The organism is Streptomyces maremycinicus (assembly GCF_001184025.1).
Lineage (GTDB): Bacteria > Actinomycetota > Actinomycetes > Streptomycetales > Streptomycetaceae > Streptomyces > Streptomyces maremycinicus.
On record NZ_BBYG01000008.1, the window covers coordinates 238,918 to 265,629 of the forward strand.

Annotated in this window: 23 protein-coding genes and 1 tRNA gene; 11 read left to right on the top strand and 13 right to left on the bottom strand. The window is 69.4% G+C overall.

Translation table 11 applies throughout. From position 1 onward, the window contains the following. Positions 1-2: 2 nt before the first annotated feature. Together AOQ37_RS01175 and AOQ37_RS01180 are read right to left on the bottom strand one after the other, a co-directional pair. Complete coding sequence (locus tag AOQ37_RS01175) at positions 3-1,031, bottom strand: adenosine deaminase (RefSeq protein ID WP_062640250.1); 1,029 nt, start codon at positions 1,029-1,031, stop codon at positions 3-5. Between the two features lie 130 nt (positions 1,032-1,161). After that, on the bottom strand, positions 1,162-2,388 hold the full coding sequence (locus AOQ37_RS01180) for a pyridoxal phosphate-dependent aminotransferase (RefSeq protein WP_062641342.1): 1,227 nt from the start codon (positions 2,386-2,388) through the stop codon (positions 1,162-1,164). A gap of 216 nt (positions 2,389-2,604) precedes the next feature. On the opposite strand from AOQ37_RS01180, the gene AOQ37_RS01185 reads away from it, so the two are divergent. The 11 genes from AOQ37_RS01185 to AOQ37_RS01235 all read left to right on the top strand — a co-directional run bounded on the left by AOQ37_RS01185 (position 2,605) and on the right by AOQ37_RS01235 (position 16,755). After that, positions 2,605-2,677: transfer RNA gene (locus AOQ37_RS01185), tRNA-Trp, on the top strand. 113 nt (positions 2,678-2,790) lie between these two features. Next, a complete protein-coding gene (gene secE / locus AOQ37_RS01190) occupies positions 2,791-3,078 on the top strand; it encodes a preprotein translocase subunit SecE (protein WP_062640252.1) in 288 nt (95 codons plus the stop codon). An 80-nt stretch (positions 3,079-3,158) separates the two neighbouring features. After that, complete coding sequence (gene nusG / locus AOQ37_RS01195; protein ID WP_062640254.1) at positions 3,159-4,004, top strand: transcription termination/antitermination protein NusG; 846 nt, start codon at positions 3,159-3,161, stop codon at positions 4,002-4,004. A 167-nt stretch (positions 4,005-4,171) separates the two neighbouring features. Further along, complete coding sequence (gene rplK / locus AOQ37_RS01200; RefSeq protein WP_020132675.1) at positions 4,172-4,606, top strand: 50S ribosomal protein L11; 435 nt, start codon at positions 4,172-4,174, stop codon at positions 4,604-4,606. An 85-nt stretch (positions 4,607-4,691) separates the two neighbouring features. After that, entirely contained in the window at positions 4,692-5,417 is a 726-nt protein-coding gene (rplA, locus tag AOQ37_RS01205) for a 50S ribosomal protein L1 (RefSeq protein ID WP_062640256.1), read from the top strand. 146 nt (positions 5,418-5,563) lie between these two features. Then, a complete protein-coding gene (locus AOQ37_RS01210) occupies positions 5,564-6,478 on the top strand; it encodes an SCO4651 family lipoprotein (protein ID WP_062640258.1) in 915 nt (304 codons plus the stop codon). A gap of 93 nt (positions 6,479-6,571) precedes the next feature. Continuing rightward, positions 6,572-7,393, top strand: a complete 822-nt coding sequence (locus AOQ37_RS01215) for an SCO4651 family lipoprotein (protein ID WP_062640260.1) — start codon at positions 6,572-6,574, stop codon at positions 7,391-7,393. Positions 7,394-7,689: 296 nt separating this feature from the next. Beyond that, positions 7,690-8,220, top strand: coding sequence for a 50S ribosomal protein L10 (rplJ, locus tag AOQ37_RS01220; RefSeq protein ID WP_062640262.1), 531 nt, complete (start codon positions 7,690-7,692; stop codon positions 8,218-8,220). Between the two features lie 110 nt (positions 8,221-8,330). After that, positions 8,331-8,714: a 50S ribosomal protein L7/L12 gene (gene rplL / locus AOQ37_RS01225; RefSeq protein ID WP_062640264.1), complete on the top strand. Its 384-nt coding sequence runs from the start codon at positions 8,331-8,333 to the stop codon at positions 8,712-8,714. Between the two features lie 558 nt (positions 8,715-9,272). After that, positions 9,273-12,758 (top strand): DNA-directed RNA polymerase subunit beta, encoded by a 3,486-nt coding sequence (gene rpoB / locus AOQ37_RS01230; RefSeq protein WP_062640266.1) that lies wholly within the window; start codon positions 9,273-9,275, stop codon positions 12,756-12,758. 97 nt (positions 12,759-12,855) lie between these two features. Beyond that, positions 12,856-16,755, top strand: coding sequence for a DNA-directed RNA polymerase subunit beta' (locus AOQ37_RS01235; RefSeq protein WP_062640268.1), 3,900 nt, complete (start codon positions 12,856-12,858; stop codon positions 16,753-16,755). 100 nt (positions 16,756-16,855) lie between these two features. Here AOQ37_RS01235 and AOQ37_RS01240 read toward each other — a convergent pair whose 3' ends face one another. From AOQ37_RS01240 to AOQ37_RS01290, 11 genes are all read right to left on the bottom strand, one after another. Further along, positions 16,856-17,122: a hypothetical protein gene (locus AOQ37_RS01240; protein WP_062640270.1), complete on the bottom strand. Its 267-nt coding sequence runs from the start codon at positions 17,120-17,122 to the stop codon at positions 16,856-16,858. Then, on the bottom strand, positions 17,119-17,397 hold the full coding sequence (locus AOQ37_RS01245; RefSeq protein ID WP_062640272.1) for a hypothetical protein: 279 nt from the start codon (positions 17,395-17,397) through the stop codon (positions 17,119-17,121). The genes AOQ37_RS01240 and AOQ37_RS01245 overlap by 4 nt, the downstream gene beginning before the upstream one ends. Positions 17,398-17,412: 15 nt before the next feature. Further along, positions 17,413-18,312 carry a peptidoglycan-binding protein gene (locus AOQ37_RS01250; protein WP_062640275.1) on the bottom strand — a complete coding sequence of 300 codons (900 nt, stop codon included), beginning with the start codon at positions 18,310-18,312 and terminating at the stop codon, positions 17,413-17,415. 121 nt (positions 18,313-18,433) lie between these two features. Beyond that, positions 18,434-18,934, bottom strand: a complete 501-nt coding sequence (locus AOQ37_RS01255) for a hypothetical protein (protein WP_063781098.1) — start codon at positions 18,932-18,934, stop codon at positions 18,434-18,436. A gap of 29 nt (positions 18,935-18,963) precedes the next feature. After that, positions 18,964-19,704, bottom strand: a complete 741-nt coding sequence (locus tag AOQ37_RS01260) for a hypothetical protein (RefSeq protein ID WP_062640277.1) — start codon at positions 19,702-19,704, stop codon at positions 18,964-18,966. After that, positions 19,704-20,849, bottom strand: a complete 1,146-nt coding sequence (locus AOQ37_RS01265; protein WP_062640279.1) for a hypothetical protein — start codon at positions 20,847-20,849, stop codon at positions 19,704-19,706. The genes AOQ37_RS01260 and AOQ37_RS01265 overlap by 1 nt, the downstream gene beginning before the upstream one ends. A 36-nt stretch (positions 20,850-20,885) precedes the next feature. Then, on the bottom strand, positions 20,886-21,908 hold the full coding sequence (locus AOQ37_RS01270; protein WP_062640281.1) for a hypothetical protein: 1,023 nt from the start codon (positions 21,906-21,908) through the stop codon (positions 20,886-20,888). Between the two features lie 41 nt (positions 21,909-21,949). Next, a complete protein-coding gene (locus AOQ37_RS01275) occupies positions 21,950-23,137 on the bottom strand; it encodes a hypothetical protein (protein ID WP_062640283.1) in 1,188 nt (395 codons plus the stop codon). Positions 23,138-23,175: 38 nt separating this feature from the next. Continuing rightward, positions 23,176-24,390 carry a hypothetical protein gene (locus tag AOQ37_RS01280; protein ID WP_062640286.1) on the bottom strand — a complete coding sequence of 405 codons (1,215 nt, stop codon included), beginning with the start codon at positions 24,388-24,390 and terminating at the stop codon, positions 23,176-23,178. A 73-nt stretch (positions 24,391-24,463) separates the two neighbouring features. After that, positions 24,464-25,780, bottom strand: a complete 1,317-nt coding sequence (locus tag AOQ37_RS01285) for a hypothetical protein (protein ID WP_062640288.1) — start codon at positions 25,778-25,780, stop codon at positions 24,464-24,466. A gap of 4 nt (positions 25,781-25,784) precedes the next feature. After that, complete coding sequence (locus AOQ37_RS01290; RefSeq protein WP_062641343.1) at positions 25,785-26,705, bottom strand: phage distal tail protein; 921 nt, start codon at positions 26,703-26,705, stop codon at positions 25,785-25,787. Positions 26,706-26,712: the final 7 nt, after the last annotated feature.

Sequence of the window (26,712 nt, forward strand, 5' to 3'; positions counted from 1 at the left end):
CGCTACGCCAGCCAGTCGTCCACGCCCGCCAGGAGCTTCGCCCTGACGTCCTCCGGGGCCGCCGAGGCCCGTACGGACTGCCGGGCCAGTTCCGCCAACTCCTCGTCCGTGAAGGCGTGGTGGCGGCGGGCGATGTCGTACTGGGCCGCCAGGCGCGAGCCGAACAGCAGCGGGTCGTCGGCGCCCAGGGCCATCGGTACCCCGGCCTCGAAGAGCGTCCGCAGCGGCACGTCCTCCGGCTTCTCGTACACCCCCAGCGCCACGTTCGACGCCGGGCACACCTCGCAGGTCACGCCCCGGTCGGCGAGCCTCTTCAGCAACCGCGGGTCCTCGGCCGCCCGCACCCCGTGCCCCAGCCGGTTCGCGGCCAGGTCGTCCAGGCAGTCGCGGACGGACGAGGGGCCGGTCAACTCACCGCCGTGCGGGGCGGACAGCAGCCCGCCCTCCCGGGCGATCGCGAAGGCCCGGTCGAAGTCCCTCGCCATGCCCCGGCGTTCGTCGTTGGACAGCCCGAAACCGACCACGCCCCGGTCCGCGTACCGCACGGCCAGCCGGGCCAGGGTGCGGGCGTCCAGCGGATGCCTCATCCGGTTCGCCGCGACCAGGACCCGCATGCCGAGCCCGGTGTCCCGCGAGGCCGTCTCCACCGCGTCCAGGATGATCTCCAGCGCCGGGATCAGGCCGCCCAGCCGGGGCGCGTACGAGGTCGGGTCCACCTGGATCTCCAGCCAGCCCGAGCCGTCCTTCAGGTCCTCCTCGGCGGCCTCCCGCACCAGCCGCTGGATGTCCTCCGGCTCGCGGACGCAACTGCGCGCCGCGTCGTACAGGCGCTGGAAGCGGAACCAGCCCCGCTCGTCCGTGGCCCGCAGCCTGGGTGGCTCCCCGCTGGTCAGCGCCTCGTTCAGCGCGTCCGGCAGGTGCACGCCGTACTTGTCGGCCAGTTCCAGCACGGTGGTGGCCCGCATCGACCCGGTGAAGTGCAGGTGCAGATGGGCTTTCGGCAGCTCAGAGACATCACGTACACGCTCCATTCCAGGATCCTGCCGTACCTTCCGGCCGTCCCGGTAGCGCTTTCCCCGATCGTGGTCTTGCTCGCACAAAGCAACGGGCCGCCTCCCGGAGGGAGACGGCCCGCGGACTGCTCGCGTGAGTGGTCCGAAATCAGTCCCTGGCCTCGGCCAGCAGCTTCTGGATGCGGCTCACGCCCTCGACGAGGTCCTCGTCGCCCAGCGCGTACGACAGCCGCAGATAGCCCGGGGTGCCGAAGGCCTCACCGGGGACCACCGCGACCTCGGCCTCCTCCAGGATGAGCGCGGCCAGCTCGACCGAGTCCTGCGGACGCCTGCCGCGGATCTCCTTGCCGAGCAGCGCCTTCACCGAGGGGTACGCGTAGAACGCGCCCTCGGGCTCCGGGCACAGGACGCCGTCGATCTCGTTCAGCATCCGCACGATCGTCTTGCGGCGCCGGTCGAAGGCCTCGCGCATCTTCTCGACGGCCGACAGGTCACCGGAGACGGCGGCCAGCGCGGCGATCTGGGCCACGTTGGAGACGTTCGAGGTGGCGTGCGACTGGAGGTTGGTCGCGGCCTTCACGACATCCTTCGGGCCGATGATCCAGCCCACCCGCCAGCCGGTCATCGCGTACGTCTTCGCGACGCCGTTGACGACGATGCACTTGTCGCGCAGCTCGGGCAGGATCCCCGGCAGCGAGGTGAACTTCGCGTCGCCGTAGACGAGGTGCTCGTAGATCTCGTCCGTCATCACCCACAGGCCGTGCTCGACGGCCCAGCGGCCGATCGCCTCGGCGTCCTCGGCGTCGTAGACGGCGCCGGTCGGGTTGGACGGGGAGACGAAGAGCACGACCTTCGTGTTCTCCGTGCGGGCCGCCTCCAGCTGCTCGACCGAGACCCGGTAGCCGGTCGTCTCGTCGGCCACGACCTCCACCGGGACACCGCCGGCCAGCCGGATGGACTCCGGGTACGTCGTCCAGTACGGCGCCGGGACGATCACCTCGTCGCCCGGGTCGAGGATCGCGGCGAAGGCGTTGTAGATCGCCTGCTTGCCGCCGTTGGTGACCAGGATCTGCGAGGCGTCCACCTCGTAGCCCGAGTCACGCAGCGTCTTCGCGGCGATCGCGGTCTTCAGCTCGGGGAGACCACCGGCCGGCGTGTAGCGGTGGTACTTGGGGTTCTTGCAGGCCTCGACGGCCGCCTCGACGACGTAGTCCGGGGTCGGGAAGTCGGGCTCGCCCGCGCCGAAGCCGATCACCGGACGTCCGGCGGCCTTCAGGGCCTTGGCCTTGGCGTCCACGGCAAGGGTGGCGGACTCGGAGATCGCGCCGACGCGGGCGGAGACCCGGCGCTCGGTGGGAGGGGTTGCAGCGCTCATGGCACCCATGGTTTCAGACCGGAAACCGGCCCGGCACACGGGTTTCACGGACTGGTCAGCCGACTGAACACCAGAGTGATTCCGATCAAGGCCGCTTTCCGTTCGACGATGCGCTCAAGACCACGTACACTCACACGTCGTTGGCCTCCAACAGCCGTGCCACATCAGGTGCACACCGAGCACCCGGTCGGATGCGGTACGTTGGGGAACACACAAAGGGTCGTAGCTCAATTGGTAGAGCACTGGTCTCCAAAACCAGCGGTTGGGGGTTCAAGTCCCTCCGGCCCTGCTACACACTCCGTCACCAGGATGTGTGCGCAGCGCATGTACGTACAGCAATGCATCGCCGTGCGGCTCAGACCGGGCGCGGCACGGCCACGACCCGGGAACAGGTGAGGACGAATGGCGGACGCCGTGGGCTCCATCGACACGCCTGATGCCCAGGACGAGGTGCCTGAGGCGCAGAAGAAGACCCGCAAGGGCGGTAAGCGCGCCAAGAAGGGCCCGCTGAAGCGTCTCGCGCTCTTCTACCGGCAGATCGTGGCGGAACTCCGCAAGGTCGTATGGCCCACGCGGAGCCAGCTGACGACGTACACGACCGTGGTGATCGTCTTCGTCGTCATCATGATCGGCCTGGTGACCGTGATTGACTATGGACTCAGCCACGCCGCCAAGTACGTTTTTGGCTGAGCCTAGAGCGAAGGGCGCCGAGGTATCCGGCGCCCCTTTCGCATGTTCCACCCCTATGTATCCAGGAAGAAGCAGCCACCGTGTCTGACCAGAACCTGAACGACGCCATCGAGCCGGACGAGTCCGTGGACGACGAGCTCGACATCGTCGAGGGCTCGGACGAGGTGGACGAGTTCGAGGCTGCCGAGGCCGAAGCGGGCGAACCCGCGGAGGAAGCCGCACTCCACGTCGAGGGCGAGGAAGCCGACGAGGACGTCGAGACCGAGGACGTCGTCGACGAGGCCGAGGAAGAAGAGCCGGCCGAGCCCGTCGACCCCGTCGTCGCCCTGCGCGAGGAGCTGCGCACCCTCCCCGGCGAGTGGTACGTCATCCACACGTACGCCGGCTACGAGAACCGCGTGAAGACCAACCTGGAGCAGCGCGCCGTCTCGCTGAACGTCGAGGACTACATCTTCCAGGCCGAGGTGCCGCAGGAAGAGGTCGTCCAGATCAAGAACGGCGACCGCAAGACCATCCGTCAGAACAAGCTCCCCGGCTACGTGCTGGTGCGCATGGACCTGACGAACGAGTCCTGGGGCGTCGTCCGCAACACCCCCGGTGTCACCGGCTTCGTGGGCAACGCGTACGACCCGTACCCGCTGACGCTGGACGAGATCGTGAAGATGCTCGCCCCGGAGGCCGAGGAGAAGGCCGCCCGTGAGGCCGCCGAGGCCGAGGGCAAGCCGGCTCCGGCCCGCAAGGTCGAGGTCCAGGTGCTGGACTTCGAGGTGGGCGACTCGGTCACCGTCACCGACGGCCCGTTCGCCACGCTCCAGGCCACGATCAACGAGATCAACGCCGACTCGAAGAAGGTCAAGGGCCTCGTCGAGATCTTCGGTCGCGAGACCCCGGTCGAGCTGAGCTTCGACCAGATCCAGAAGAACTAGCGTCCTCTGGAGCCCAAGCCTCCGATCAGGTCAGACAGGCTTTCACAGCCAGTCTGACCTGCTCGGTTTTTGGCCGCGCATGGATACCCGTTATCGTTGTGCGGTATGCCTCCATCCGGATCATCCGGAATGAGGCTGAAAACTCTCACTAGGACCCGGAGAGAGCAATGCCTCCCAAGAAGAAGAAGGTCACGGGGCTCATCAAGCTCCAGATCAACGCCGGTGCGGCCAACCCCGCGCCGCCGGTCGGCCCCGCGCTCGGCCAGCACGGCGTCAACATCATGGAGTTCTGCAAGGCCTACAACGCCGCGACCGAGTCGCAGCGTGGCTGGGTGATCCCGGTGGAGATCACGGTCTACGAGGACCGCTCCTTCACCTTCATCACCAAGACGCCGCCGGCCGCGAAGATGATCCTCAAGGCCGCGGGTGTCGAGAAGGGCTCCGGCGAGCCGCACAAGACCAAGGTCGCCAAGATCACCGAGGCGCAGGTCCGCGAGATCGCCACGACCAAGCTTCCCGACCTCAACGCCAACGACCTGGACGCCGCGTCGAAGATCATCGCCGGCACCGCCCGCTCCATGGGCATCACGGTCGAAGGCTGATCACCAGCCCCGTAGCACCTTCGTAGCACCGTGGCAGGGCCTGCTCGGCCCGTACCACGACTCCTCAAGACACACAGGAGCAGTAGTGAGCAAGCGCAGCAAGTCCCTCCGCGCTGCGGACGCCAAGATCGACCGGGAGAAGCTCTACGCCCCGCTCGAGGCCGTCCGTCTCGCCAAGGAGACCTCCACGAGCAAGTTCGACGGCACCGTCGAGGTCGCCTTCCGCCTGGGTGTCGACCCGCGCAAGGCCGACCAGATGGTCCGTGGCACCGTGAACCTGCCGCACGGCACCGGCAAGACCGCCCGGGTCCTGGTCTTCGCGACCGGTGACCGTGCTGCGGCCGCGGAGGCCGCGGGCGCCGACATCGTCGGCTCCGACGAACTGATCGACGAGGTCGCGAAGGGCCGTCTGGACTTCGACGCCGTCGTCGCCACCCCGGACCTCATGGGCAAGGTCGGCCGCCTCGGCCGCGTGCTCGGTCCGCGTGGTCTGATGCCGAACCCGAAGACCGGCACCGTCACCCCCGACGTGGCCAAGGCCGTCACGGAGATCAAGGGCGGCAAGATCGAGTTCCGCGTCGACAAGCACTCGAACCTGCACTTCATCATCGGCAAGTCGTCCTTCGACGACGAGAAGCTGGTGGAGAACTACGGCGCGGCGCTGGAGGAGATCCTCCGTCTGAAGCCGTCCGCCGCCAAGGGTCGCTACATCAAGAAGGCCGCGATCAGCACCACGATCGGCCCCGGCATCCTGGTGGACCCGAACCGCACCCGGAACCTTCTCGTCGAGGAGGACCCGGCCGCGGTCTGAGCCTCACAGCTCACCCTCAGTCGGTGACGAGCCCCGCAACCTTTCGAGGTGCGGGGCTCGTCCCTTTTGCCGTACGACTCTTTCTCGTACGACTGTCAGTGCCGTGCGTTAGCGTTCGGTGACAGGAATCCATGGGGGTGGGACGAATGAAGAGCACGACCCTGCGCCGCGCGGGCCTCTCGGTCGCCGCGGTGACCCTGTTGGCGGGGATGACGGCCTGTAGCGGCTCCGGAGGCTCGGACACCTCGGACGGCTCCGGCGGTTCGGGCAAGGGCGGGGACGGCGATCCCCGGCTCAGCCCCGTCGCGGCCCTGCTCACCGCCGAGAAGTCCACCGACGGAGCCGACTCCGCGAAGGTCGAGTCGACCACGACCATGGGCTCGGTGATGTCCATGACCGCCGACGGCGCCCTCGGCTGGGGGGACGGCCTCACCGGCACGCTCACCATCACGTACACCGGCGGCACCATGGCCGACACCATGCGCCAGATGGGCACCACGTCGATGGAGGCCCGCTATCTGCCCGACGCCTACTACGCCAGGATGGGCGACACCTTCGCGGAGCAGGCCGGCGGCAGGCACTGGATCAGATACGCGTACGACGACCTGGAGAGCCTCGGCGGCAGCTCCGGCGCGTATCTGAAGGACCAGATGCAGAACACCACCCCCAACCAGTCGGTGAAGCTGCTGCTGGCCTCCGGGGACGTACGGGAGGTCGGCGAGGAGAAGGTGCGGGGCCAGCGGACCACGCACTACTCGGGGACGGTCGAGGTCGCGGATCTCGCCGAGAAGAACTCCCACCTGAGCCAGAGCCAGCTCGACGATCTGCGGAAGACGCTCGAGCAGGCCGGCGTCACCACCGAGACGGTCGACATCTGGGTCGACGACCGGGATCTGCTGGTCAAGAAGGTCGAGAAGGGCGAGACCACGGCGGGCGCCTACGCCCAGACCGCCTACTACAGCGACTACGGCACCGAGGTGTCCGCCGAGGAACCTCCGGCCGGTGACACCGCGGACTTCTCGGAGCTGGTGAAGCAGCAGGGAGCGGGCACCGGCTCGTAAATCACGGGACCCCTCCCGATCCCCTGGGATACGTTCACGGTCTTGCTGTGTATCGGCCGTGCGTTCGCTGTACGGGGTTCTGGGGGAAGTGGGATGAGGTTTTCCGTGGGCGTCCTCGGGCTGTCCGCGCTGCTCGTCGCCGGGTGTGCGGCGGCTGGCGGCACGGGCGGCGGGAGTGACGCGGCCGCCGCGGCCGCCGTCACCCGGGCCGCGGAGAAGGCCGAGGAGGGCGTGTCCCTGCGGTACCGCATGACCGGCCGGACGCCGGAGGAGGGCCGGATCGAGGCCGAGGCCGCCATCGGCGTGGCGCCGCCGGTCATGAGCCTGAAGTCCACCGTGCTCGGCGGGCCCGAGCGGGGCACGGGTGAGTTCCGGCTGGTCGGCGGTGTGCTGTACGTGGGCAGTGACGAAGCGGGCCAGGACGGCAAGCACTGGATCAAGTTCGGGGCGCCGGGCAGCTCCGACACCCCCAGCGGGATCAAGGTCGACACCGGGGCGATGGTGGACCGGGTCCGGGACAACCCCTCCCACGAGGGCGGTTTCCTCGCCTCGGCCGACGACCTGAGGAAGGCCGGCTCCGGGACCGTCGACGGCGTCCGCACCACCCACTACACGGGCACCGCCACGGTCGACGACATCCGCGCCTCCTACAAGGACGAGGACGCAGGCGTCCGGCAGCGGACCGAGAAGAGCCTCGCCCAGTACGAGAAGCAGGGGGTGGACGAACTCACCATGGACCTGTGGGTCGACGCCCAGGACCGTACCCGGCGGCTGCGGGTGCAGGGCTTCGGACGGCACGGCGAACTCGACCTCACCATCACGTTCCTCGACTTCGGCAAGCCCGTGACCGTGCGGGCGCCGCCCGCCTCGGACACCCTCGACATGGCCGAGGAACTGAGGAAGGCCCAGGACTGAGGACGTCCGTCCGGGTCCCGTACGGGCGGATTTGCTTGACCGCGCCCCGTTCCCGTACTCTCCACGAGAAGCCAAAGACCGCTGGTCGTTGCCGTTCTCTCGCAAGAGGGGGCGGTGGCCGAAGGATCCGCTGCAACGCGGACGACCCGCGCAGGTGTCAGTGGATACGCTCCCGGACCGAAATCCTTCCACGGAATTCTTCCGGTCGAGCTACGCCCCGTGCGCCTGCGCCGGGGCGTTTCGTTTTCCCAGTCTCCTTCTGAGCGGTCCTCATCACCCGGAAGGAGGCCACGCTTATGGCAAGGCCCGACAAGGCTGCCGCGGTAGCCGAGCTCGCGGAGCAGTTCCGCAGCTCGAACGCCGCTGTGCTGACCGAGTACCGGGGTCTCACCGTGGCGCAGCTCAAGACGCTGCGTCGTTCGCTCGGTGAAGACGCCCAGTACGCCGTGGTGAAGAACACGCTGACCAAGATCGCGGCCAACGAGGCCGGGATCTCTACGCTCGACGACCTGTTCAACGGTCCGACGGCGGTTGCCTTCATCACCGGTGACCCGGTGACGTCGGCGAAGGGTCTTCGTGACTTCGCCAAGGACAACCCGAACCTCGTCATCAAGGGCGGTGTCCTTGACGGCAAGGCGCTGTCCGCCGACGAGATCAAGAAGCTTGCGGACCTCGAGTCCCGCGAGGTTCTGCTCGCCAAGCTGGCGGGCGCCATGAAGGGCAAGCAGTCCCAGGCTGCCTCGCTCTTCCAGGCGCTCCCGTCGAAGTTCGTCCGCACCGCGGAAGCGCTTCGCGTCAAGCTGGCCGAGCAGGGCGGTGCCGAGTAACTCGGCTCGCACTCTGACCGCTGCCTGACGCAGTGGTCGACGCGGGCCGAACGTACGCCCGCCGACACGTAATCCGGCACCTGCCGAATTGAATGGAAGGATCGCCCACCATGGCGACGAAGCTGTCCCAGGAAGAGCTGCTCGCGCAGTTCGAGAACCTCACCCTCATCGAGCTCTCCGAGTTCGTCAAGGCGTTCGAGGAGAAGTTCGACGTCACCGCCGCCGCCGCGGTCGCCGCTGCCCCGGCCGGCCCCGCCGCCGCCGCTGAGGTCGCCGAGGAGCAGGACGAGTTCGACGTCATCCTCACCGGCGCCGGCGAGAAGAAGATCCAGGTCATCAAGGTCGTGCGCGAGCTCACCTCCCTGGGTCTGAAGGAGGCCAAGGACCTCGTCGACGGCGCTCCGAAGCCCGTCCTCGAGAAGGTCGCCAAGGAGGCCGCCGAGAAGGCTGCCGAGTCCCTCAAGGCCGCCGGCGCCTCGGTCGAGGTCAAGTAACACCTCCCGGTCGGCGACGACCGGACGCGAAGGCTGAATCAGTCCCTCCGGGGCTGTAACGCTCACGCACCGAAGAGCGATCATCCATCTGGGTGGTCGCTCTTCGGCGTTCCTGGGAGCGCGGCCACGGTTGCCTTGCACCCCCTTGACCGGGGGGTATGGTGATCTTCATCGTGTCTCCGAGCGCCCGAGTCCGCGCGGGGGGGCCTTGACGAACCGCACGCAGCGCGCAATTCTCAGGACGCGTCGTCACAAGGATCCGAATCCGAGGCATGGATCGACGGCGAAGAGGGCAGTATCACCGTGCGTTGAGGGCTAGCAGACCGAGGGCGTTGAGAACTACGAGGGTCTCCAGAAACCCGCACTGGACATCAGTGTGCCAAGTGGCTACACTGACCCTTTGCGCTGCCTGTTAGCTGTTCCCTGCCCGTCACCAGGGGCATGCCCTCACTTGAGTCGGACGACCGGACTATCCCCCACCTGGGATTTCTGTCTCTGTGCGCAGGATGAGGAGCCGGTACGCGCGTAGTGAGTCCGAGCCCTCGGAAGGACCCCCTCTTGGCCGCCTCGCGCAACGCCTCGATCGCGAATACGAACAACGCCGCCAGCACCGCCCCGCTGCGCATCTCCTTTGCAAAGATCAGGGAGCCCCTCGAGGTTCCGAACCTTCTCGCGCTGCAAACCGAGAGCTTTGACTGGCTGCTCGGCAACGACGCGTGGAAGGGTCGCGTCGAGGCCGCCCTGGAGTCCGGTCAGGACGTCCCCACCAAGTCCGGTCTGGAGGAGATCTTCGAGGAGATCTCGCCGATCGAGGACTTCTCCGGGTCGATGTCGCTGACCTTCCGCGACCACCGTTTCGAGCCTCCGAAGAACAGCATCGACGAGTGCAAGGACCGCGACTTCACGTACGCGGCCCCGCTCTTCGTGACGGCCGAGTTCACCAACAACGAGACCGGCGAGATCAAGTCCCAGACGGTCTTCATGGGCGACTTCCCGCTCATGACCAACAAGGGCACCTTCGTCATCAACGGCACCGAGCGTGTCGTGGTGTCCCAGCTGGTCCGTTCGCCGGGCGTCTACTTCGACTCCTCGATCGACAAGACGTCCGACAAGGACATCTTCTCCGCCAAGGTCATCCCCTCCCGGGGTGCCTGGCTGGAGCTGGAGATCGACAAGCGCGACATGGTCGGTGTGCGTATCGACCGCAAGCGCAAGCAGTCCGTCACCGTCCTTCTGAAGGCTCTCGGCTGGACCACCGAGCAGATCCTCGAGGAGTTCGGCGAGTACGAGTCCATGCGCGCCACCCTGGAGAAGGACCACACCCAGGGCCAGGACGACGCGCTGCTGGACATCTACCGCAAGCTGCGTCCGGGCGAGCCGCCCACGCGTGAGGCCGCGCAGACGCTGCTCGAGAACCTCTACTTCAACCCCAAGCGCTACGACCTGGCCAAGGTCGGCCGCTACAAGGTCAACAAGAAGCTCGGCGGCGAGGCCCCGCTCAACGCGGGTGTCCTGACCGTCGAGGACGTCATCGCGACGATCAAGTACCTGGTCAAGCTGCACGCCGGGGAGACCGAGACGGTCGGCGAGTCCGGTCGCTCGATCATGGTCGAGACCGACGACATCGACCACTTCGGCAACCGTCGTATCCGCAGCGTCGGCGAGCTCATCCAGAACCAGGTCCGTACGGGTCTGGCTCGTATGGAGCGCGTCGTGCGCGAGCGCATGACGACCCAGGACGTCGAGGCGATCACGCCGCAGACCCTGATCAACATCCGGCCGGTCGTCGCCTCCATCAAGGAGTTCTTCGGCACCAGCCAGCTGTCGCAGTTCATGGACCAGAACAACCCGCTGTCGGGCCTGACGCACAAGCGTCGTCTCAACGCCCTCGGCCCGGGTGGTCTGTCCCGTGAGCGGGCCGGCTTCGAGGTCCGTGACGTGCACCCGTCCCACTACGGACGCATGTGCCCGATCGAGACCCCCGAAGGCCCGAACATCGGTCTGATCGGTTCGCTCGCCTCCTACGGCCGCGTCAACGCGTTCGGTTTCGTGGAGACGCCGTACCGCCGGGTCACCGACGGTGTCGTCACCGACGAGGTCGACTACCTGACGGCCGACGAAGAGGACCGGTTCGTCATCGCGCAGGCCAACGCCACGCTCGACGACGACCTGCGCTTCACCGAGAACCGCGTCCTGGTCCGCCGCCGTGGCGGTGAGGTCGACTACGTCCCCGGTGACGACGTGGACTACATGGACGTCTCGCCGCGCCAGATGGTGTCGGTCGCGACCGCCATGATCCCGTTCCTCGAGCACGACGACGCCAACCGCGCTCTCATGGGCGCGAACATGATGCGTCAGGCCGTGCCGCTCATCAAGAGCGAGGCCCCGCTCGTCGGCACCGGCATGGAGTACCGCTCCGCCGTCGACGCCGGCGACGTGGTCAAGGCCGAGAAGGACGGTGTGGTCCAGGAGGTCTCCGCGGACTACATCACCACGACCAACGACGACGGCACGTACATCACGTACCGCCTGGCCAAGTTCTCCCGGTCCAACCAGGGCACCTCGGTCAACCAGAAGGTCATCGTCAACGAGGGCGACCGGATCATCACCGGTCAGGTCCTCGCCGACGGCCCGGCCACCGAGAACGGCGAGATGGCCCTGGGCAAGAACCTGCTCGTGGCGTTCATGCCGTGGGAGGGTCACAACTACGAGGACGCGATCATCCTGTCGCAGCGCCTCGTGCAGGACGACGTCCTCTCCTCGATCCACATCGAGGAGCACGAGGTCGACGCCCGTGACACCAAGCTCGGCCCGGAGGAGATCACCCGGGACATCCCGAACGTCTCCGAAGAGGTCCTCGCCGACCTCGACGAGCGCGGCATCATCCGTATCGGTGCCGAGGTCGTCGCCGGTGACATCCTCGTCGGCAAGGTCACGCCCAAGGGTGAGACCGAGCTGACGCCGGAGGAGCGCCTGCTGCGCGCGATCTTCGGTGAGAAGGCCCGTGAGGTCCGTGACACCTCGCTGAAGGTGCCGCACGGCGAGATCGGCAAGGTCATCGGCGTCCGCGTCTTCGACCGTGAAGAGGGCGACGAGCTGCCGCCGGGCGTGAACCAGCTGGTTCGTGTCTACGTGGCGCAGAAGCGCAAGATCACGGACGGTGACAAGCTCGCCGGCCGGCACGGCAACAAGGGTGTCATCTCCAAGATCCTGCCCATCGAGGACATGCCGTTCCTCGAGGACGGGACCCCGGTCGACATCATCCTCAACCCGCTGGGTGTGCCGTCCCGAATGAACCCGGGACAGGTGCTGGAGATCCACCTCGGCTGGCTCGCCAGCCGCGGCTGGGACGTCTCCGGTCTCGGCGAGGACTGGGCGCGGCGCCTCCAGGGCATCGGCGCCGACCAGGTCGCCCCCGGCACCAACGTCGCCACCCCGGTGTTCGACGGTGCGCGTGAGGACGAGCTCGCGGGTCTGCTGAACCACACCATTCCGAACCGCGACGGCGAGCGCATGGTGCTCCCGACCGGTAAGGCGCGGATGTTCGACGGCCGTAGCGGTGAGCCGTTCCCGGACCCGATCTCGGTCGGTTACATGTACATCCTGAAGCTGCACCACCTGGTCGACGACAAGCTGCACGCCCGCTCGACCGGTCCGTACTCGATGATCACCCAGCAGCCGCTGGGTGGTAAGGCGCAGTTCGGCGGTCAGCGCTTCGGTGAGATGGAGGTGTGGGCGCTGGAGGCATACGGCGCCGCGTACGCCCTCCAGGAGCTGCTGACGATCAAGTCCGACGACGTCACCGGCCGCGTGAAGGTCTACGAGGCCATCGTCAAGGGCGAGAACATCCCCGAGCCTGGCATCCCCGAGTCCTTCAAGGTGCTCATCAAGGAGATGCAGTCTCTCTGCCTGAACGTGGAGGTGCTGTCCAGTGACGGTATGTCCATCGAGATGCGTGACACCGACGAGGATGTCTTCCGCGCTGCGGAGGAGCTCGGCATCGACCTGTCCCGGCGTGAGCCGAGCAGCGTCGAAGAGGTCTGACGGGAGTTCGGCAGGGCTCACCACGTTGAGCCCTGCCGGCCCCAGGACCCCCGTATCAGACCCCAAGACTTACAACCCTGAGAGGGATTGACGCATAGTGCTCGACGTCAACTTCTTCGACGAGCTCCGGATCGGTCTGGCTACCGCTGACGACATCCGTCAGTGGAGCCACGGCGAGGTCAAGAAGCCCGAGACCATCAACTACCGCACGCTCAAGCCCGAAAAGGACGGACTCTTCTGCGAGAAGATCTTCGGTCCGACCCGGGACTGGGAGTGCTACTGCGGCAAGTACAAGCGTGTCCGCTTCAAGGGCATCATCTGTGAGCGCTGCGGCGTCGAGGTGACCCGCGCCAAGGTGCGTCGTGAGCGGATGGGTCACATCGAGCTCGCCGCTCCCGTCACGCACATCTGGTACTTCAAGGGTGTCCCGAGCCGTCTGGGCTACCTGCTGGACCTGGCTCCCAAGGACCTCGAGAAGGTCATCTACTTCGCGGCGTACATGATCACGTACGTCGACGACGAGCGCCGGACCCGTGACCTGCCCTCGCTGGAGGCGCACGTCTCCGTCGAGCGTCAGCAGATCGAGAACCGTCGCGACGCCGACCTCGAGGCCCGCGCCAAGAAGCTCGAGACCGACCTGGCCGAGCTCGAGGCCGAGGGTGCCAAGGCCGACGTGCGCCGCAAGGTGCGCGAAGGCGCCGAGCGCGAGATGAAGCAGCTGCGCGACCGTGCCCAGCGCGAGATCGACCGTCTCGACGAGGTGTGGGCCCGCTTCAAGAACCTCAAGGTCCAGGACCTCGAGGGCGACGAGCTGCTCTACCGCGAGCTGCGTGACCGCTTCGGCACGTACTTCGACGGCTCGATGGGTGCCGCGGCGCTTCAGAAGCGCCTGGAGTCCTTCGACCTCGACGAGGAGGCCGAGCGTCTCCGCGAGATCATCCGTACCGGCAAGGGCCAGAAGAAGACCCGTGCGCTCAAGCGCCTGAAGGTCGTCTCCGCGTTCCTCCAGACCAGCAACAGCCCCAAGGGCATGGTGCTGGACTGCGTGCCGGTCATCCCGCCGGACCTTCGCCCGATGGTGCAGCTGGACGGTGGCCGCTTCGCGACCTCCGACCTGAACGACCTGTACCGCCGTGTGATCAACCGGAACAACCGCCTGAAGCGGCTTCTCGACCTCGGTGCGCCCGAGATCATCGTGAACAACGAGAAGCGCATGCTCCAGGAGGCCGTCGACGCCCTCTTCGACAACGGTCGTCGTGGTCGCCCGGTCACCGGTCCCGGTAACCGCCCGCTGAAGTCCCTCAGCGACATGCTGAAGGGCAAGCAGGGTCGATTCCGTCAGAACCTGCTCGGCAAGCGTGTGGACTACTCCGCGCGTTCCGTGATCGTCGTCGGTCCGCAGCTGAAGCTGCACCAGTGCGGTCTGCCGAAGGCGATGGCGCTGGAGCTCTTCAAGCCGTTCGTGATGAAGCGCCTGGTGGACCTGAACCACGCGCAGAACATCAAGAGCGCGAAGCGCATGGTGGAGCGCGGCCGCACGGTCGTGTACGACGTCCTCGAAGAGGTCATCGCCGAGCACCCGGTTCTGCTGAACCGTGCGCCCACCCTGCACCGCCTCGGCATCCAGGCCTTCGAGCCTCAGCTGGTCGAGGGCAAGGCCATCCAGATCCACCCGCTCGTCTGCACCGCGTTCAACGCGGACTTCGACGGTGACCAGATGGCCGTCCACCTGCCGCTCTCCGCGGAGGCGCAGGCCGAGGCCCGCATCCTGATGCTGTCCTCGAACAACATCCTGAAGCCCGCCGACGGCCGTCCGGTGACGATGCCGACCCAGGACATGGTCCTCGGTCTGTTCTTCCTCACCACCGACGGCGAACTGCGTGACACCAAGGGCGAGGGCCGCGCGTTCGGCTCCACGGCCGAGGCGATCATGGCGTTCGACGCCGGTGAGCTCGCGCTCCAGTCGGCGATCGACATCCGCTTCCCGGTGGGCACCATCCCGCCGCGCGGCTGGACCCCGCCGGCCCGCGAAGAGGGCGAGCCGGAGTGGCAGCAGGGTGACACCTTCCGTCTGCGGACGACCCTGGGCCGCGCGCTCTTCAACGAGCTGCTGCCCGAGGACTACCCGTTCGTCGACTACTCGGTGGGCAAGAAGCAGCTCGGCGAGATCGTCAACGACCTCGCGGAGCGCTACCCCAAGGTCATCGTGGCGGCGACGCTCGACAACCTGAAGGCGGCCGGCTTCTACTGGGGCACCCGTTCCGGTGTCACCGTGGCCATCTCCGACGTCGTCGTCCCCGAGGCGAAGAAGGCCATCGTCGCGGGCTACGAGGCCCAGGACGAGAAGGTCCAGAAGCAGTACGAGCGTGGTCTGATCACCAAGGAAGAGCGCACGCAGGAGCTCATCGCGATCTGGACCAAGGCGACCAACGAGGTCGCCGAGGCGATGAACGCGAACTTCCCCAAGACGAACCCCATCTTCATGATGGTTGACTCGGGTGCCCGAGGAAACATGATGCAGATGCGGCAGATCGCCGGTATGCGTGGTCTGGTGTCGAACGCGAAGAACGAGACCATCCCGCGTCCGATCAAGGCCTCGTTCCGTGAGGGCCTGTCCGTCCTCGAGTACTTCATCTCGACGCACGGTGCCCGTAAGGGTCTGGCCGACACCGCCCTGCGTACCGCCGACTCGGGTTACCTGACCCGTCGTCTGGTGGACGTCTCGCAGGACGTCATCATCCGCGAGGAGGACTGCGGCACCGAGCGCGGTCTGAAGCTGCGGATCGCCTCGCACGACGAGGCCGGCGTGCTGCGCAAGGCCGAGGACGTCGAGACCAGCGTCTACGCCCGCATGCTCGCCGAGGACGTCGTCATCGACGGCAAGGTGATCGCGCCGGCCAACGTGGACCTGGGCGACGTGCTCATCGACCAGCTGGTGCGACACGGTGTCGAGGAGGTCAAGACCCGTTCGATCCTGACCTGCGAGTCCCAGGTCGGCACCTGCGCCATGTGCTACGGCCGCTCGCTGGCCACCGGCAAGCTGGTCGACATCGGTGAGGCGGTCGGCATCATCGCCGCCCAGTCCATCGGTGAGCCCGGTACCCAGCTGACGATGCGTACCTTCCACACCGGTGGTGTGGCCGGTGACGACATCACCCAGGGTCTGCCGCGTGTCGTCGAGCTCTTCGAGGCCCGTACCCCGAAGGGTGTCGCCCCGATCTCCGAGGCCCAGGGCCGCGTGCGGATCGAGGAGACCGAGAAGACCAAGAAGATCGTCATCACGCCGGACGACGGCAGCGACGAGACGGCGTTCCCGATCTCGAAGCGCGCCCGACTCCTGGTCAGCGAGGGCGAGCACGTCGAGGTGGGCCAGAAGCTCACCGTGGGTGCCACCAACCCGCACGACGTGCTGCGCATCCTGGGCCAGCGTGCCGTCCAGGTCCACCTGGTCGGCGAGGTCCAGAAGGTCTACAACTCGCAGGGTGTGTCGATCCACGACAAGCACATCGAGATCATCATCCGGCAGATGCTGCGCCGGGTGACGATCATCGAGTCCGGCGACGCCGAGCTGCTGCCCGGCGAGCTCGTCGAGCGCTCGAAGTTCGAGGTCGAGAACCGTCGTGTGGTGCAGGAGGGCGGTCACCCGGCCTCCGGTCGTCCGCAGCTCATGGGTATCACCAAGGCCTCGCTGGCCACGGAGTCCTGGCTGTCGGCGGCGTCCTTCCAGGAGACGACCAGGGTGCTGACGGACGCGGCGATCAACGCCAAGTCCGACTCCCTGATCGGCCTCAAGGAGAACGTCATCATCGGTAAGCTCATCCCGGCCGGTACGGGTCTGTCCCGCTACCGCAACATCCGGGTCGAGCCGACCGAGGAGGCCAAGGCCGCGATGTACTCGGCCGTCGGCTACGACGACATCGACTACTCGCCGTTCGGCACGGGCTCCGGCCAGGCCGTTCCGCTGGAGGACTACGACTACGGTCCGTACAACCAGTAGTAGTTGGTTCCGAAGGGCGGTCACCCCGTTGCGTACGGGGTGGCCGCCCTTCGGCGTGTCCGGAGCGTGTCCTGGGGTGGGACGGGGCCGGGGACCGGCCCTAGCGGCCGGTCAGTTCCCAGGCGGTGACGGCGACGGTCGCCAGGGCGGCCAGGGCGCCGATGCTGGCGAGCGGCCAGCGGGAGCGTTCCAGGGCGTCGAGGCGCTGCTCGTGGTCGGCGATCTGCCGGTCGGTCTGGTCGCTGCGCTGGACCAGCAGGGCGAGCGAGCCGTCGACGCGGGCGAAACCCGCTTCCACCGTGCCCCGCAGGCGTTCCAGCTCCACGGCGACGGCGGTCGGGTCGGAGAACGGGTGGGGTTCGTTCACGCGTCCTTCCCTTCCGCACCCTCGCCGTGCGCGAGGGACAGCAACCGGGCGTCGCCGTTGACGGGCGTGTTCGTCCGCAGCCATCCGGGGAGCAGTGCCTGGACGGCGGGCAGGGCCATGAGCCTGGTGACACCGGCGGCGGCGGTCAGTGCGCCGGCGACCCAGGGCAGGGTGCCGGGAAGGCCGGCGGCGTCGACGACCGTCGGCAGCAGGACGCACAGGCCGACAGCGGTCTGGAGAACGGTACGGAGGGTGCGCTTGGCGGCCTCTGACATCGTGAGCCTCGATTCTCAGGAGCTGTACGGGACCTTCAGGGCCGCCCAGGACGTGGCGCCCGGCCAGCCGTCGGCGGCGGAGCCGGTGTAGCCGAGCTTGCGCTGCCACTTGGCGTAGGAGAGCCGGTCGGCCTCGGTCCACTGCGGGCCGGGGCCGGAGGTGTAGGCGGAGCAGCCGACGGCGATCAGGCGCTTGCCGAGCGCGGTGACGACGGCGGACTTGGGGTTCTTCCGGAACCAGGCGGCGCCGGGGAACGGCTGATACCGCGGGGTGCCGGTGCCGGTGCCGGTGCCGGTGCCCGTGCCGGTGCTCGGGGTGGTCGGCTTGCGCAGCCGGGCGGCGACCCGGGCGCGGAAGTCGGCCATGCCGAAGCCGCGCGGGTCGATCTTGGTGTTCGTCCACTCCTTGTGGCCGATCACGGAGGCGGCGGACCAGCCGTGCGCCCGGCACAGTGCGGCCGAGGCGCGGACCATGGCCTCCAGCTGGACCGCCGGCCAGGGGTCCTTGCCGTCGCCGAGGTTGACGCACTCGAAGCCGTAGAAGTGGACGTTGCCGTCGGTGTCGTTCTCGTTCGGCGCGGGCAGCGCCTTCTCGGCGATGACCGCTTTCAGTACGTCGCCGTCGCCGCTGCCCGCGTGGTTGGCGCGGCCGTTGCCGACGAGGTGGACCGTGCCGTCCTTGGCGATCACGCCGTGGCAGAGGGGGCCGGGCAGGGCGGAGTGGCCGGCGAAGCACAGGCTCACGCTGTCGGCGGTGCCGGAGGTGACGGTGTGGTGGACGACCACTCCGTTGACCGGTCCCCAACTGCCCTTGTGGTTGCGGTTGTTGGTGCGCCAACCGGCGCGCTCGACGACGGTGACGCCCTCGGCCCGCAGTGCGGACACGAGGGCGTCGGGGGACAGGGGGTTGGCCATGGTGGTGCCTCCCTGGGGAGTGTTCGGGCATGAGAAAACCCCGGCCGGCGGGGGGCGGCACGGGGTGGCGGGGTGGTTCTTCTGCGAGGGGGAGGGGGAGCGGGGGTCGGGCGGTGACGCCTCAGAGCGTGGCGTCGGTCTCCGGATCCGGCTCGGGGTCCGGCTCGGGGGCCGCCTCCGGGTTCGTCCCCGGGACGGTTTCGGGGTCGGTCTCGGGGTCGGTCTCCGGGTCCGGGGCGGTGCCGTCGCCGTTCTCGGAGCCGTCGTCCTGCCAGCGGGCGCACAGGGCGGCGTACGCCGCCGCGCCGGCCGCGAAGTCGGCCAGGGCCGCGGCGACCGCCTGTCCGACGGCCGTCGGGTCGGGAACGACCGGGTCCGCGCCGACGGGCATGATCGTGATGCGGCCGGTGCCGCGCAGCACCGCGCCGCCCTCGCCGCTCTCGGTGAACTGGGCGGTGACGTTGACCGGCGAATAGGTATTGCTGATCGGGTCGGGGCCGATCACCGAACTGAGGCTGGTGTCGGAGATGTTGACGTGGATCGTGTGGCCGCTCTCGGTGAGGGTGGCCCGGCCCGCGTAGTCGATCGCGAGGCCCCAGGGCTGGGTGGGGTCGATGTCCATGGACGCGCTGCCTTCCTGTGGTGTCGGGGTCAGCTCTGGCGGCCGTGCATGAGGACCGGGGTGGCGTGGACGGTGCCGGAGGCCGAGGTGACGACGGCCTGGATCTCGACCTTGACCGTGGTCGTGTACACGGACGAGAAGGTGGTGCTGATCAGGTCCGTGTAGTCGAACTCGGTGCCCGCGGCCACCGTGGGCCCCCACTGGGCGCTGTTCACCAGCACCCTGACCTGGCCGGCCGCGCCGGAGCTGGCCGCGGTGCTCAGCCGCAGCCGCATCTTCGGCTGCCAGACCGGGTTGTACGACAGCGCGATCGTCGTCCAGGCCGTCGAGGCGGTCTGCGGCCAGCGTGCCGCCGCCGAGTCCTGCGGGGGCAGCATGGCCAGCCAGGGCCGGGCCAGACCGCCGCTGTTGACGTCGTCGGAGAAGATCTCCCGGTTGCCGTTGTCGTAGATCCGCAGCGGCTGGAGCGAGTTGGCGTTGCCGTCCCCGTTGAACAGGGTCATGGCGAGGCTGCCCGTCTGGCGGTGGATCTCCAGGCCGTACTCGGCGTCCTTCCAGGAGCCGACCCGGAACATCGTGTCGGTGCTGCCGGGGCGCTGGACCAGGAGGGTGCCGCCGTCGGTGACCTTCAGGGTGCCGTCCTTGATCTCCACCTCGCCGCCGGTGATCGTGTTGAGGGCGGGACGGGTGTTGACGGCGGTGGACAGCTGCTGGATGCGGCGTTCCATCTGGGTGAGCCGGTCGATGATGTCTTCGGGGAGCTGGGGCATCAGGCCTCCTCCAGGTAGAGCTCGGCGGTGTCGGGGCGGCCGCGCTGGGCCGGGCTGACCTTGACGCCGATGATCCGGTAGCGGGCGTCCAGGCCCTCGGTCCACCACTCGTCGGTGATCCGGAGCCGGACGGTGCGGCCCAGCAGCGCCGACGGCACCAGGTCGTCGAGGCGGACGCTGATCTCGGGGATCACCACGGCGCCGGTGCCCTCGGCGAGTTCGGCGTTGGCCAGGGACCGCAGGACCGTCGTGCTCGCGATGTCGTTGTGGTCCGAGGCGAGGTCGATCCGCGGGTAGCCGACCGCGATCAGGGCCTCGCCGTCGGGGATGTCGGCGTCCGCGAAGAGCGGACGGGACTCGACGGCCTGGTTGGTGTTGTCCGTGGCGCCGCGGGCCCGGGCGGTGGTCCCGCCGCGGGTGGCGTCGCGCGGGAAGGTGTACGACAGGATCGTGCCGGGCCGGTCCATCACCAGGTCGGTGCTGCCGGTGGTGATCCTCGGGCTGCCCAGCCGCAGCCGGCGGACCCGGGCGCCGTCGACCGGGTCGCGGTAGACGGCGATGTAGTGCTCGAAGCCGTTCTCCAGCGCGGCCAGGGCGTCGAGCGCCTCCAGGTACACGGTCTCGTCGCCGTCGCGGTACGACACCGAGCGCGCCCGTCCGGAGGTCTCGGTCCCGTAGGTGACGCCGATGTCGCCGCCGGTCGGTGCCGGCGGGGTGCCGTCGTCGACGAGCTCGCCGGTCTGGAGGTGCCGCCACAGCTTGCGGGCCACCTCCAGCTGGTCGTCGGTCCCGGGGAAGGAGAGGTCGGCCCGGATCCGGCGGCGGCCCGCGTACGACTCGAAGGTGGCCGCCTGGATGCCGAGGGTGAGGACGCCCCGGTCGTCGCTCTGGAGGGTGGCCGTCCAGATGATGCCGCCCCACCACAGGTCGTTGCCGCGCTGGAGGTAGACCGCGGTGCGGCCCTCCTCGATGCGGCGGACGCGGGCGGCCATCTCCGCGTTGGGCACGGGGACGGTGCCGGAGAGGGATCCGGCCTTGCCGATGTAGTCGTCGACGGTGACGTCCCGCAGCGGCAGGATGTCGATGGTGTCGTCGGTGCGCAGATCGCAGAAGATCGCGCGGTAGGGGGTGGTGGTCGTGGTCATACGGCGGTCAGCTCCCAGGGCCGGTGCGGGTCGCGCTCACAGCACGAAGCAGGCGGAGAAGCGCACGACGTTGCCGACCTGGATGACACCGCTGGTCGACCAGCTGATCAGCTGGACCGACCCGTCGGCGGCGATCCGGACGGCACCGTCGGCGTAGCCGTCGCTCGCGGACGCGTAGGTCTCGAGGACCGGCCGCCAGCCGGCCGGGAGGGTGCAGATCAGCTCGTCGCCCACGTTGCCCGGGTTGGTGGTGCCGGCGGCCGTCGCGGTGAGGGCGCTGGTGACGCGGGTGAGACCGACGCTGAACGAGCACACACCGCGGGTGCGGCGGGCGCCGAACCACGACAGCGACCAGTTGCCCTGGGCGGTGACCCCGGCGGTGGTCGTCTCCACGACGAGCGGCGGCTGGTAGTCGGTCCAGGCGGTGCCGGACCAGCGCTGGATCACGCCGCTCAGGTCCCGGTACTGGCCCGGGTAGGCGCCGTTGGAGGTGTCCGTGGTCACCGGGAGGATGCCGCCGACGCCGACCGTGGCGGTGCGGCGGCCGACCAGCGCGGTGGCCCAGGCGATGCCGCCGGTGCCGGCGCTCGCCTTGGCCGGCACGGTGACCTCGTACAGCGGGAGCGACAGGCCGGGCGGCGCCGGTACCGTCGGGGCGGCGGCCGGGGTGCCCGGGACGATCTCGACGACGGCCTCGGCGCGGCCCGTGCCGTCGTAGGCGTCGTCGTAGACCCGCAGGACGAGCAGGTCGACGCGGTTGTACTGGGCGTCGCCGTCCGCGAACGTCACCGGCAGGTACTCGGTGAGGGCGACCGGGTAGGCGCCCCTGGCGTCGGTGCTCTGGAGCACGGCACGGCCGGGGCTGACCGTGGCGGACATGCTGTTCGCGGTGCCGGTGAGCGTGAAGCCGGCGATGCGGAAGGCGCCGTCGGCGGAGCCCGGCAGGACGCCGGAGCGGGTGGCGACGGGCGAGGTGGGGGTCAGGGCGCCGAGCGAGACGAGACGGGTGTCCTCACGGGACTGGCCGTCGGGGGAGAGCCAGCCGGAGCGCACGGGCATGGTCGACTCCTTTCGGGAGAACGGGCGGGAGCGGACGCTGGTCAGGCGATCGGGTCGACGCGCAGGAAGATCGTGTCGAACGCGCAGGTGAAGCTCGCGTTGCTGGACCGGTGCATCGCGGTCACGGTGTAGGTCGAGCCGGCGGTGAGGGAGCCCAGGCGCAGCTGGGTGGACGTCGACTTGCTCACGGCGCCCGACCCGGAGGCGGCGCGCTCGTCGTCCGCCGCCCAGATCACCGTGGAGCCCAGGGTGACCTGCGGGGACATGTGCGCCTGCGCGGTCTCGCCGCCCGAGGACATCCGGGCGCCCAGACCGATGAGCACGGCGCCGGACGGCGGCGCGGTGAAGTTGAGCGTGAGCGCCGTGACGGCGGTGGAGGCCAGGGCGGCGGTGTACGTCGTCGAGGCGGTGGTCCCGGCGTCCAGCGACTGGGCGAACGCCGGCCCCGGCACGGCCGGCTGCCAGGCGCTGCCGTTCCAGCGCTGGAGCTGGCCGAGCGAGGAGTCGCGGTACTGGCCGGCATAGCCGCCGGTGGTCAGCACGCCGGCCGGGACGACCCCGCCGACGCCCTTGGGGTAGGGCACCCAGGCGGTGGAACTCCAGCGCTGGAGCGTGTCGTTGACGTCCCGGTAGTGGCCGGGGTAGCCGCCGGGGGCGGTGTCGTCGGAACGGGTCGGCAGGATGCCGCCGACCGGGACCGTGGTGGGGCGCAGATCGACGCGGGCGCTGTCCCAGTCGATGCCGCCGCTGCCCGCGCCGGCGTTCTTGGCGACGGCGACGGTGAACAGGACGAGCGAGGCGTCCGGCGCGGCGGGGGCGGCCGGGGTGGCGGCCGCGGTGCCCTTGACGATCTCCACGGCGGCCTCGGTGCGGCCGGAGCTGTCGTAGGCGTCGTCGTAGATCCGCAGGACGACGAGGTCGACGCGGCCGAACTGGGGGTCGCCGGCGTCGAAGGTGAGCGGGACCGGCTCGGTGACGGCGACCGGGTAGGCGCCGCGGGCCACGGACGTCTGGACGACGGCGCGGCCCACTCCGACGCTGGCGGTCATGCCGCCGGCGGTGCCGTTCAGCCAGAGCCCGGTGACCCGGTACAGGCCGTTCTCGGAGCCGGGCAGGACACCCGAGCGCCCCTTGATGTCGGTGACCGGGGTGACCGCCCCGATCTGGGTGACCCGGGTGTCCTCCCGGGTCTGGCCGTCGGGCGACAGCCAGGCGGAACGTACGGCCATGGTGGTTCCCTTCGTGAGGAGGCCCGCCGGCGGGCCGGCTAGGAGGCCGACTCGTAGGTGCCGTGGATCGAGAGGATGTCGTTGGCGGCCCAGGTGAACGGGGCCGACTTGTCCCAGGGGCTGGTGCCGGTCTTCAGGCTGTCGCGCAGCGAGCGGACGACACCGCCGTTGGCCACCGCGAGGAGCCCGCTGCCCTGGTACAGCAGGACGGCGGAGTCGTCGAAGGCCTCCGCGTTCAGGACCCGGCCGTCCAGCTTCCAGGCGGTGGAGACCGGTGCGGCCGGCAGCGAGAAGGACCAGTCGCCGTTGGCGTCCTGGGCGGACAGGTTGGTCGTCGAACCGATCTTGAGGTAGATCCGGAAGGTGACGACGGTGCCCGTCTTCACGTACGCCCCGGCCAGCGTGCCGTTGCCGATCGTGGGCGCCGTGCCGGTGTCGCAGCGCCAGACCGGGGTGTAGTTCGTCCAGGTCGGGACCGGCTGGTAGGTCACCCAGGCGGTGCCGTTCCAGCGCTGGAGCCCGGCCGGGGTGTCACGGTACTGGCCGGTGTAACTGGCCGTGGTGACCGCTCCGGAGGGGGCGATGCCGCCCAGCGCGCCGGGGTAGGACACCCAGGCGGAACCGTCCCAGCGCTGGAGGGCGCCCCCGGAGTCGCGGTACTGGCCCGGGTAGGCGCCGTTGCCGGTCTCGCCGTACACGGGCAGGATGCCGCCGACCGCGACGGTGGGCGTGCGCAGGTCGGTCACGTCGGTGCTCCAGTTGATCCCGCCCTTGCCGGCGCTGATGCCGGCCCGGACGGCCACCTGGTAGACCGGCAGCGCGATCTCCGGGAGCGCGGGCACGACGGGGGTGGCCGCCGGAGTGCCCCGGACGATCTCCACGGCGGCCTTGGTGAACCCGGAGTCGTCGTACAGGTCGTCGTAGACGCGCAGGACGACGACGTCGATCCGGCCGTAGGAGGCGTCGCCGTCGGCGAAGGTGAGGCCGATCGGCTCGGCCAGGGTGACCGGGTAGGCGCCCTGGTTGCTGTCGGCCTGGATGACGGCCCGGCCCTCGTGGACGGTGCCGGTCATGGTGCCCGCGCCGCCCTCCAGCCAGAAGCCGGCGAGGCGGTACTGGCCGTCGTAGGAGCCGGGCAGGATGCCGGAACGGACGTCCAGCGGGTTGGCCGGGGTGGTCGCGCCGAGCTGGGTCAGGCGGGTGTCCTCGCGGGTCTGGCCGATCTCGGCCACCCATGAGCTGCGCAGGTTCATCTGCTGGTCTCCCGTGGTCTTCGGAGGCGGACTCCGGGGGTGGGGAAAGGGAATGAGGGTCCGTCAGGGCGCGTCAGGACTTGAGCCATTCGGCGGCGAGGTTGGTGTAGTAGCCGGAGCCGCCGAGGGTGGTGATCGTCGAACCGGAGTTCTGGAGCCCGTAGAGCGCGAGCTTGTCGCCGGCCGCGCACCGGATCAGGGCGGTGCCGCCGACGGAGGTCGCGCCCGGGCCCGCGCCGATCAGCCAGGTCGCGCGGGCGACCCCGCCGCCGTTGAGGTAGACGCGGGCACCGCGCGAGCCCGAGGTGGACTCCGTGTACCAGGTGACATTGGCCGACACCCGCCACCAGCCGGCCCTCGGCACCGTGTAGGTGTTGGACCCCGACCAGCCGGCCGCGTCGTCCACGTCGGTGCTCTGCATGCTCATCTGGGTCCACGTGTTGTGGGCCACCGACTGCGAGACGGTCTGCGAGACGCTGAGCAGCACGGTGGTGCGGCCCTCCGCGTAACCCCAGGCCGAGCCGTTCCAGCGCTGGAGCAGACCGGCCGAGTCCTCGCGGTACTGGCCGGGGTAGGAGCCGGTCGCGACGGTGCCGGCGGGGGCGATGCCGCCGACGGACTTCGGGTACGCGACCCAGGCCTGGCCGTTCCAGCGCTGGAGCGGTCCGGTGGGGTCCTCCTGGTACTGGCCGGCGTAACTGCCGGCGGTGAGGGTCCCGGCCGGCGGGATCCCGCCGACGCCCTTGGGGTACGCGACCCAGGCGGTGCCGTCCCAGCGCTCCAGGACGCCCGCGTTGTCCCGGTACTGGCCGGCGTACGCGCCGTTGAAACCGGTGGCGGGGACGATGCCGCCCAGAGCCACCGTGGCGTAGCGCAGGCTGGTGACGGCGGAGTCCCAGGCCAGTCCGCCGGAGCCGGCCGACGCCCCGGCGGGCACCAGGATCCGGTAGAGCGGCAGGGTGCTGCCGTCGGGGCCCACCGGCTGCTGGGGCGTGGCCGCGGGGGTGCCCTTGACCAGCCGGACGCGTGCCACGGTGTCCGCGGTGCCGTCGTAGGTGCTGTCCTGGACGACGAGTTCGACCAGGTCGATCCGCTGGTGCGTGGGGTCGCCGTCGTCGATCGTCAGGCTCTCGGCCTCGGTCACCGCCACGGGGTAGGTGCCCTGGGTGGTCCGGCCGCCCTGCACGAAGGCGCGGCCGGTGCCGATCGTGCAGGTCATGGCCCCGGGGGCGCCGGTGAGGGCGAAGCCGCCGGGGACGATACCGCCGCGGGCCTTGAGCGGGACGTTCTCCGCGACCAGGGCGTTCGGGGTGAGCAGTCCGGAGAGGGTGACCCGGGTGTCCTCCCGGGTCTGGCCGGTCTCGGTGAGCCAGGCGGCTCGCACGGTCATGGGGTCACCACTCCGCTTCTCGCCAGCGCACCGTCATCTGGGCGCCGGTGCCGTAGGTGTCGGGCCGGAAGGCCAGCTGGGCGCGGCCGGGGGCGAACGCGAAGAGTTCCTCGGGGCTGCTGTCCGCGGCCGCGGTGTGCCGGCGGGAGGCGGTGCCGTTGAGGGTGACCGTGCCGGCGGCGGTGTCGACGACGAGCTCGTCGCCGGCGGCCAGCGCGATCTCGTAGCGCAGCCGCTGCGCCGACGTCCGGTCGGTCACCGTCGGTTTGGTGCACGGGCCGGTGAAGGTGATCACCGGGTGGGTGGGCGCGGAGCCGCCGTTGTCGGCGTTGACGTCCCCCGTGGAGGCCGCCTGGCCCCAGTACAGCGGCCAGGTCAGCGGCCAGGTCAGACCGCTCTCCGGCTGCGGTGCGCCGGTGACCGCGGTCTGCTCGGTGACCGAGTAGCGGCGCGGGTCGGTGGCGTACCACTGCACGGAGGCGCGCGAGACGCCCTGTGTGGTGTACGTCCGGTCGGCGGCCAGCACCCGCTGGCTCACCCGGGCCCGTACGGCCAGCGTCTCGCCGTGCAGCCGCACCGCCAGCCAGCGCTCCGCGTCGCCGAGCAGCAGGGCCTGGCGCAGGACGCGGGTGGCGGTCAGCGAGGAGGCGGTGTCGTCCTGCGCCGGTACGGTCCACACCGTGCCGCCGACTCGGCGCGGCTTGGCGTAGCGGGCGCCCGGCCAGGCGCCGTGCGCGGTGGGGTGGTCGGCGTCGGAGGAGTCGTACTCCGGCAGGTCCTCCCAGCCGCTGAGGCCGCCGCGGTCGATCTCGTAGGAGGTGCCGGGGCCCATCAGCAGTCCGGCCCACTGCATCTGCCCGTCGCGGGTGATGAGTGAGCCGGGAGGCACGTCGTCGGTGTGTTCGGTTGTCGTGATCTCGGCCATGGCGGCC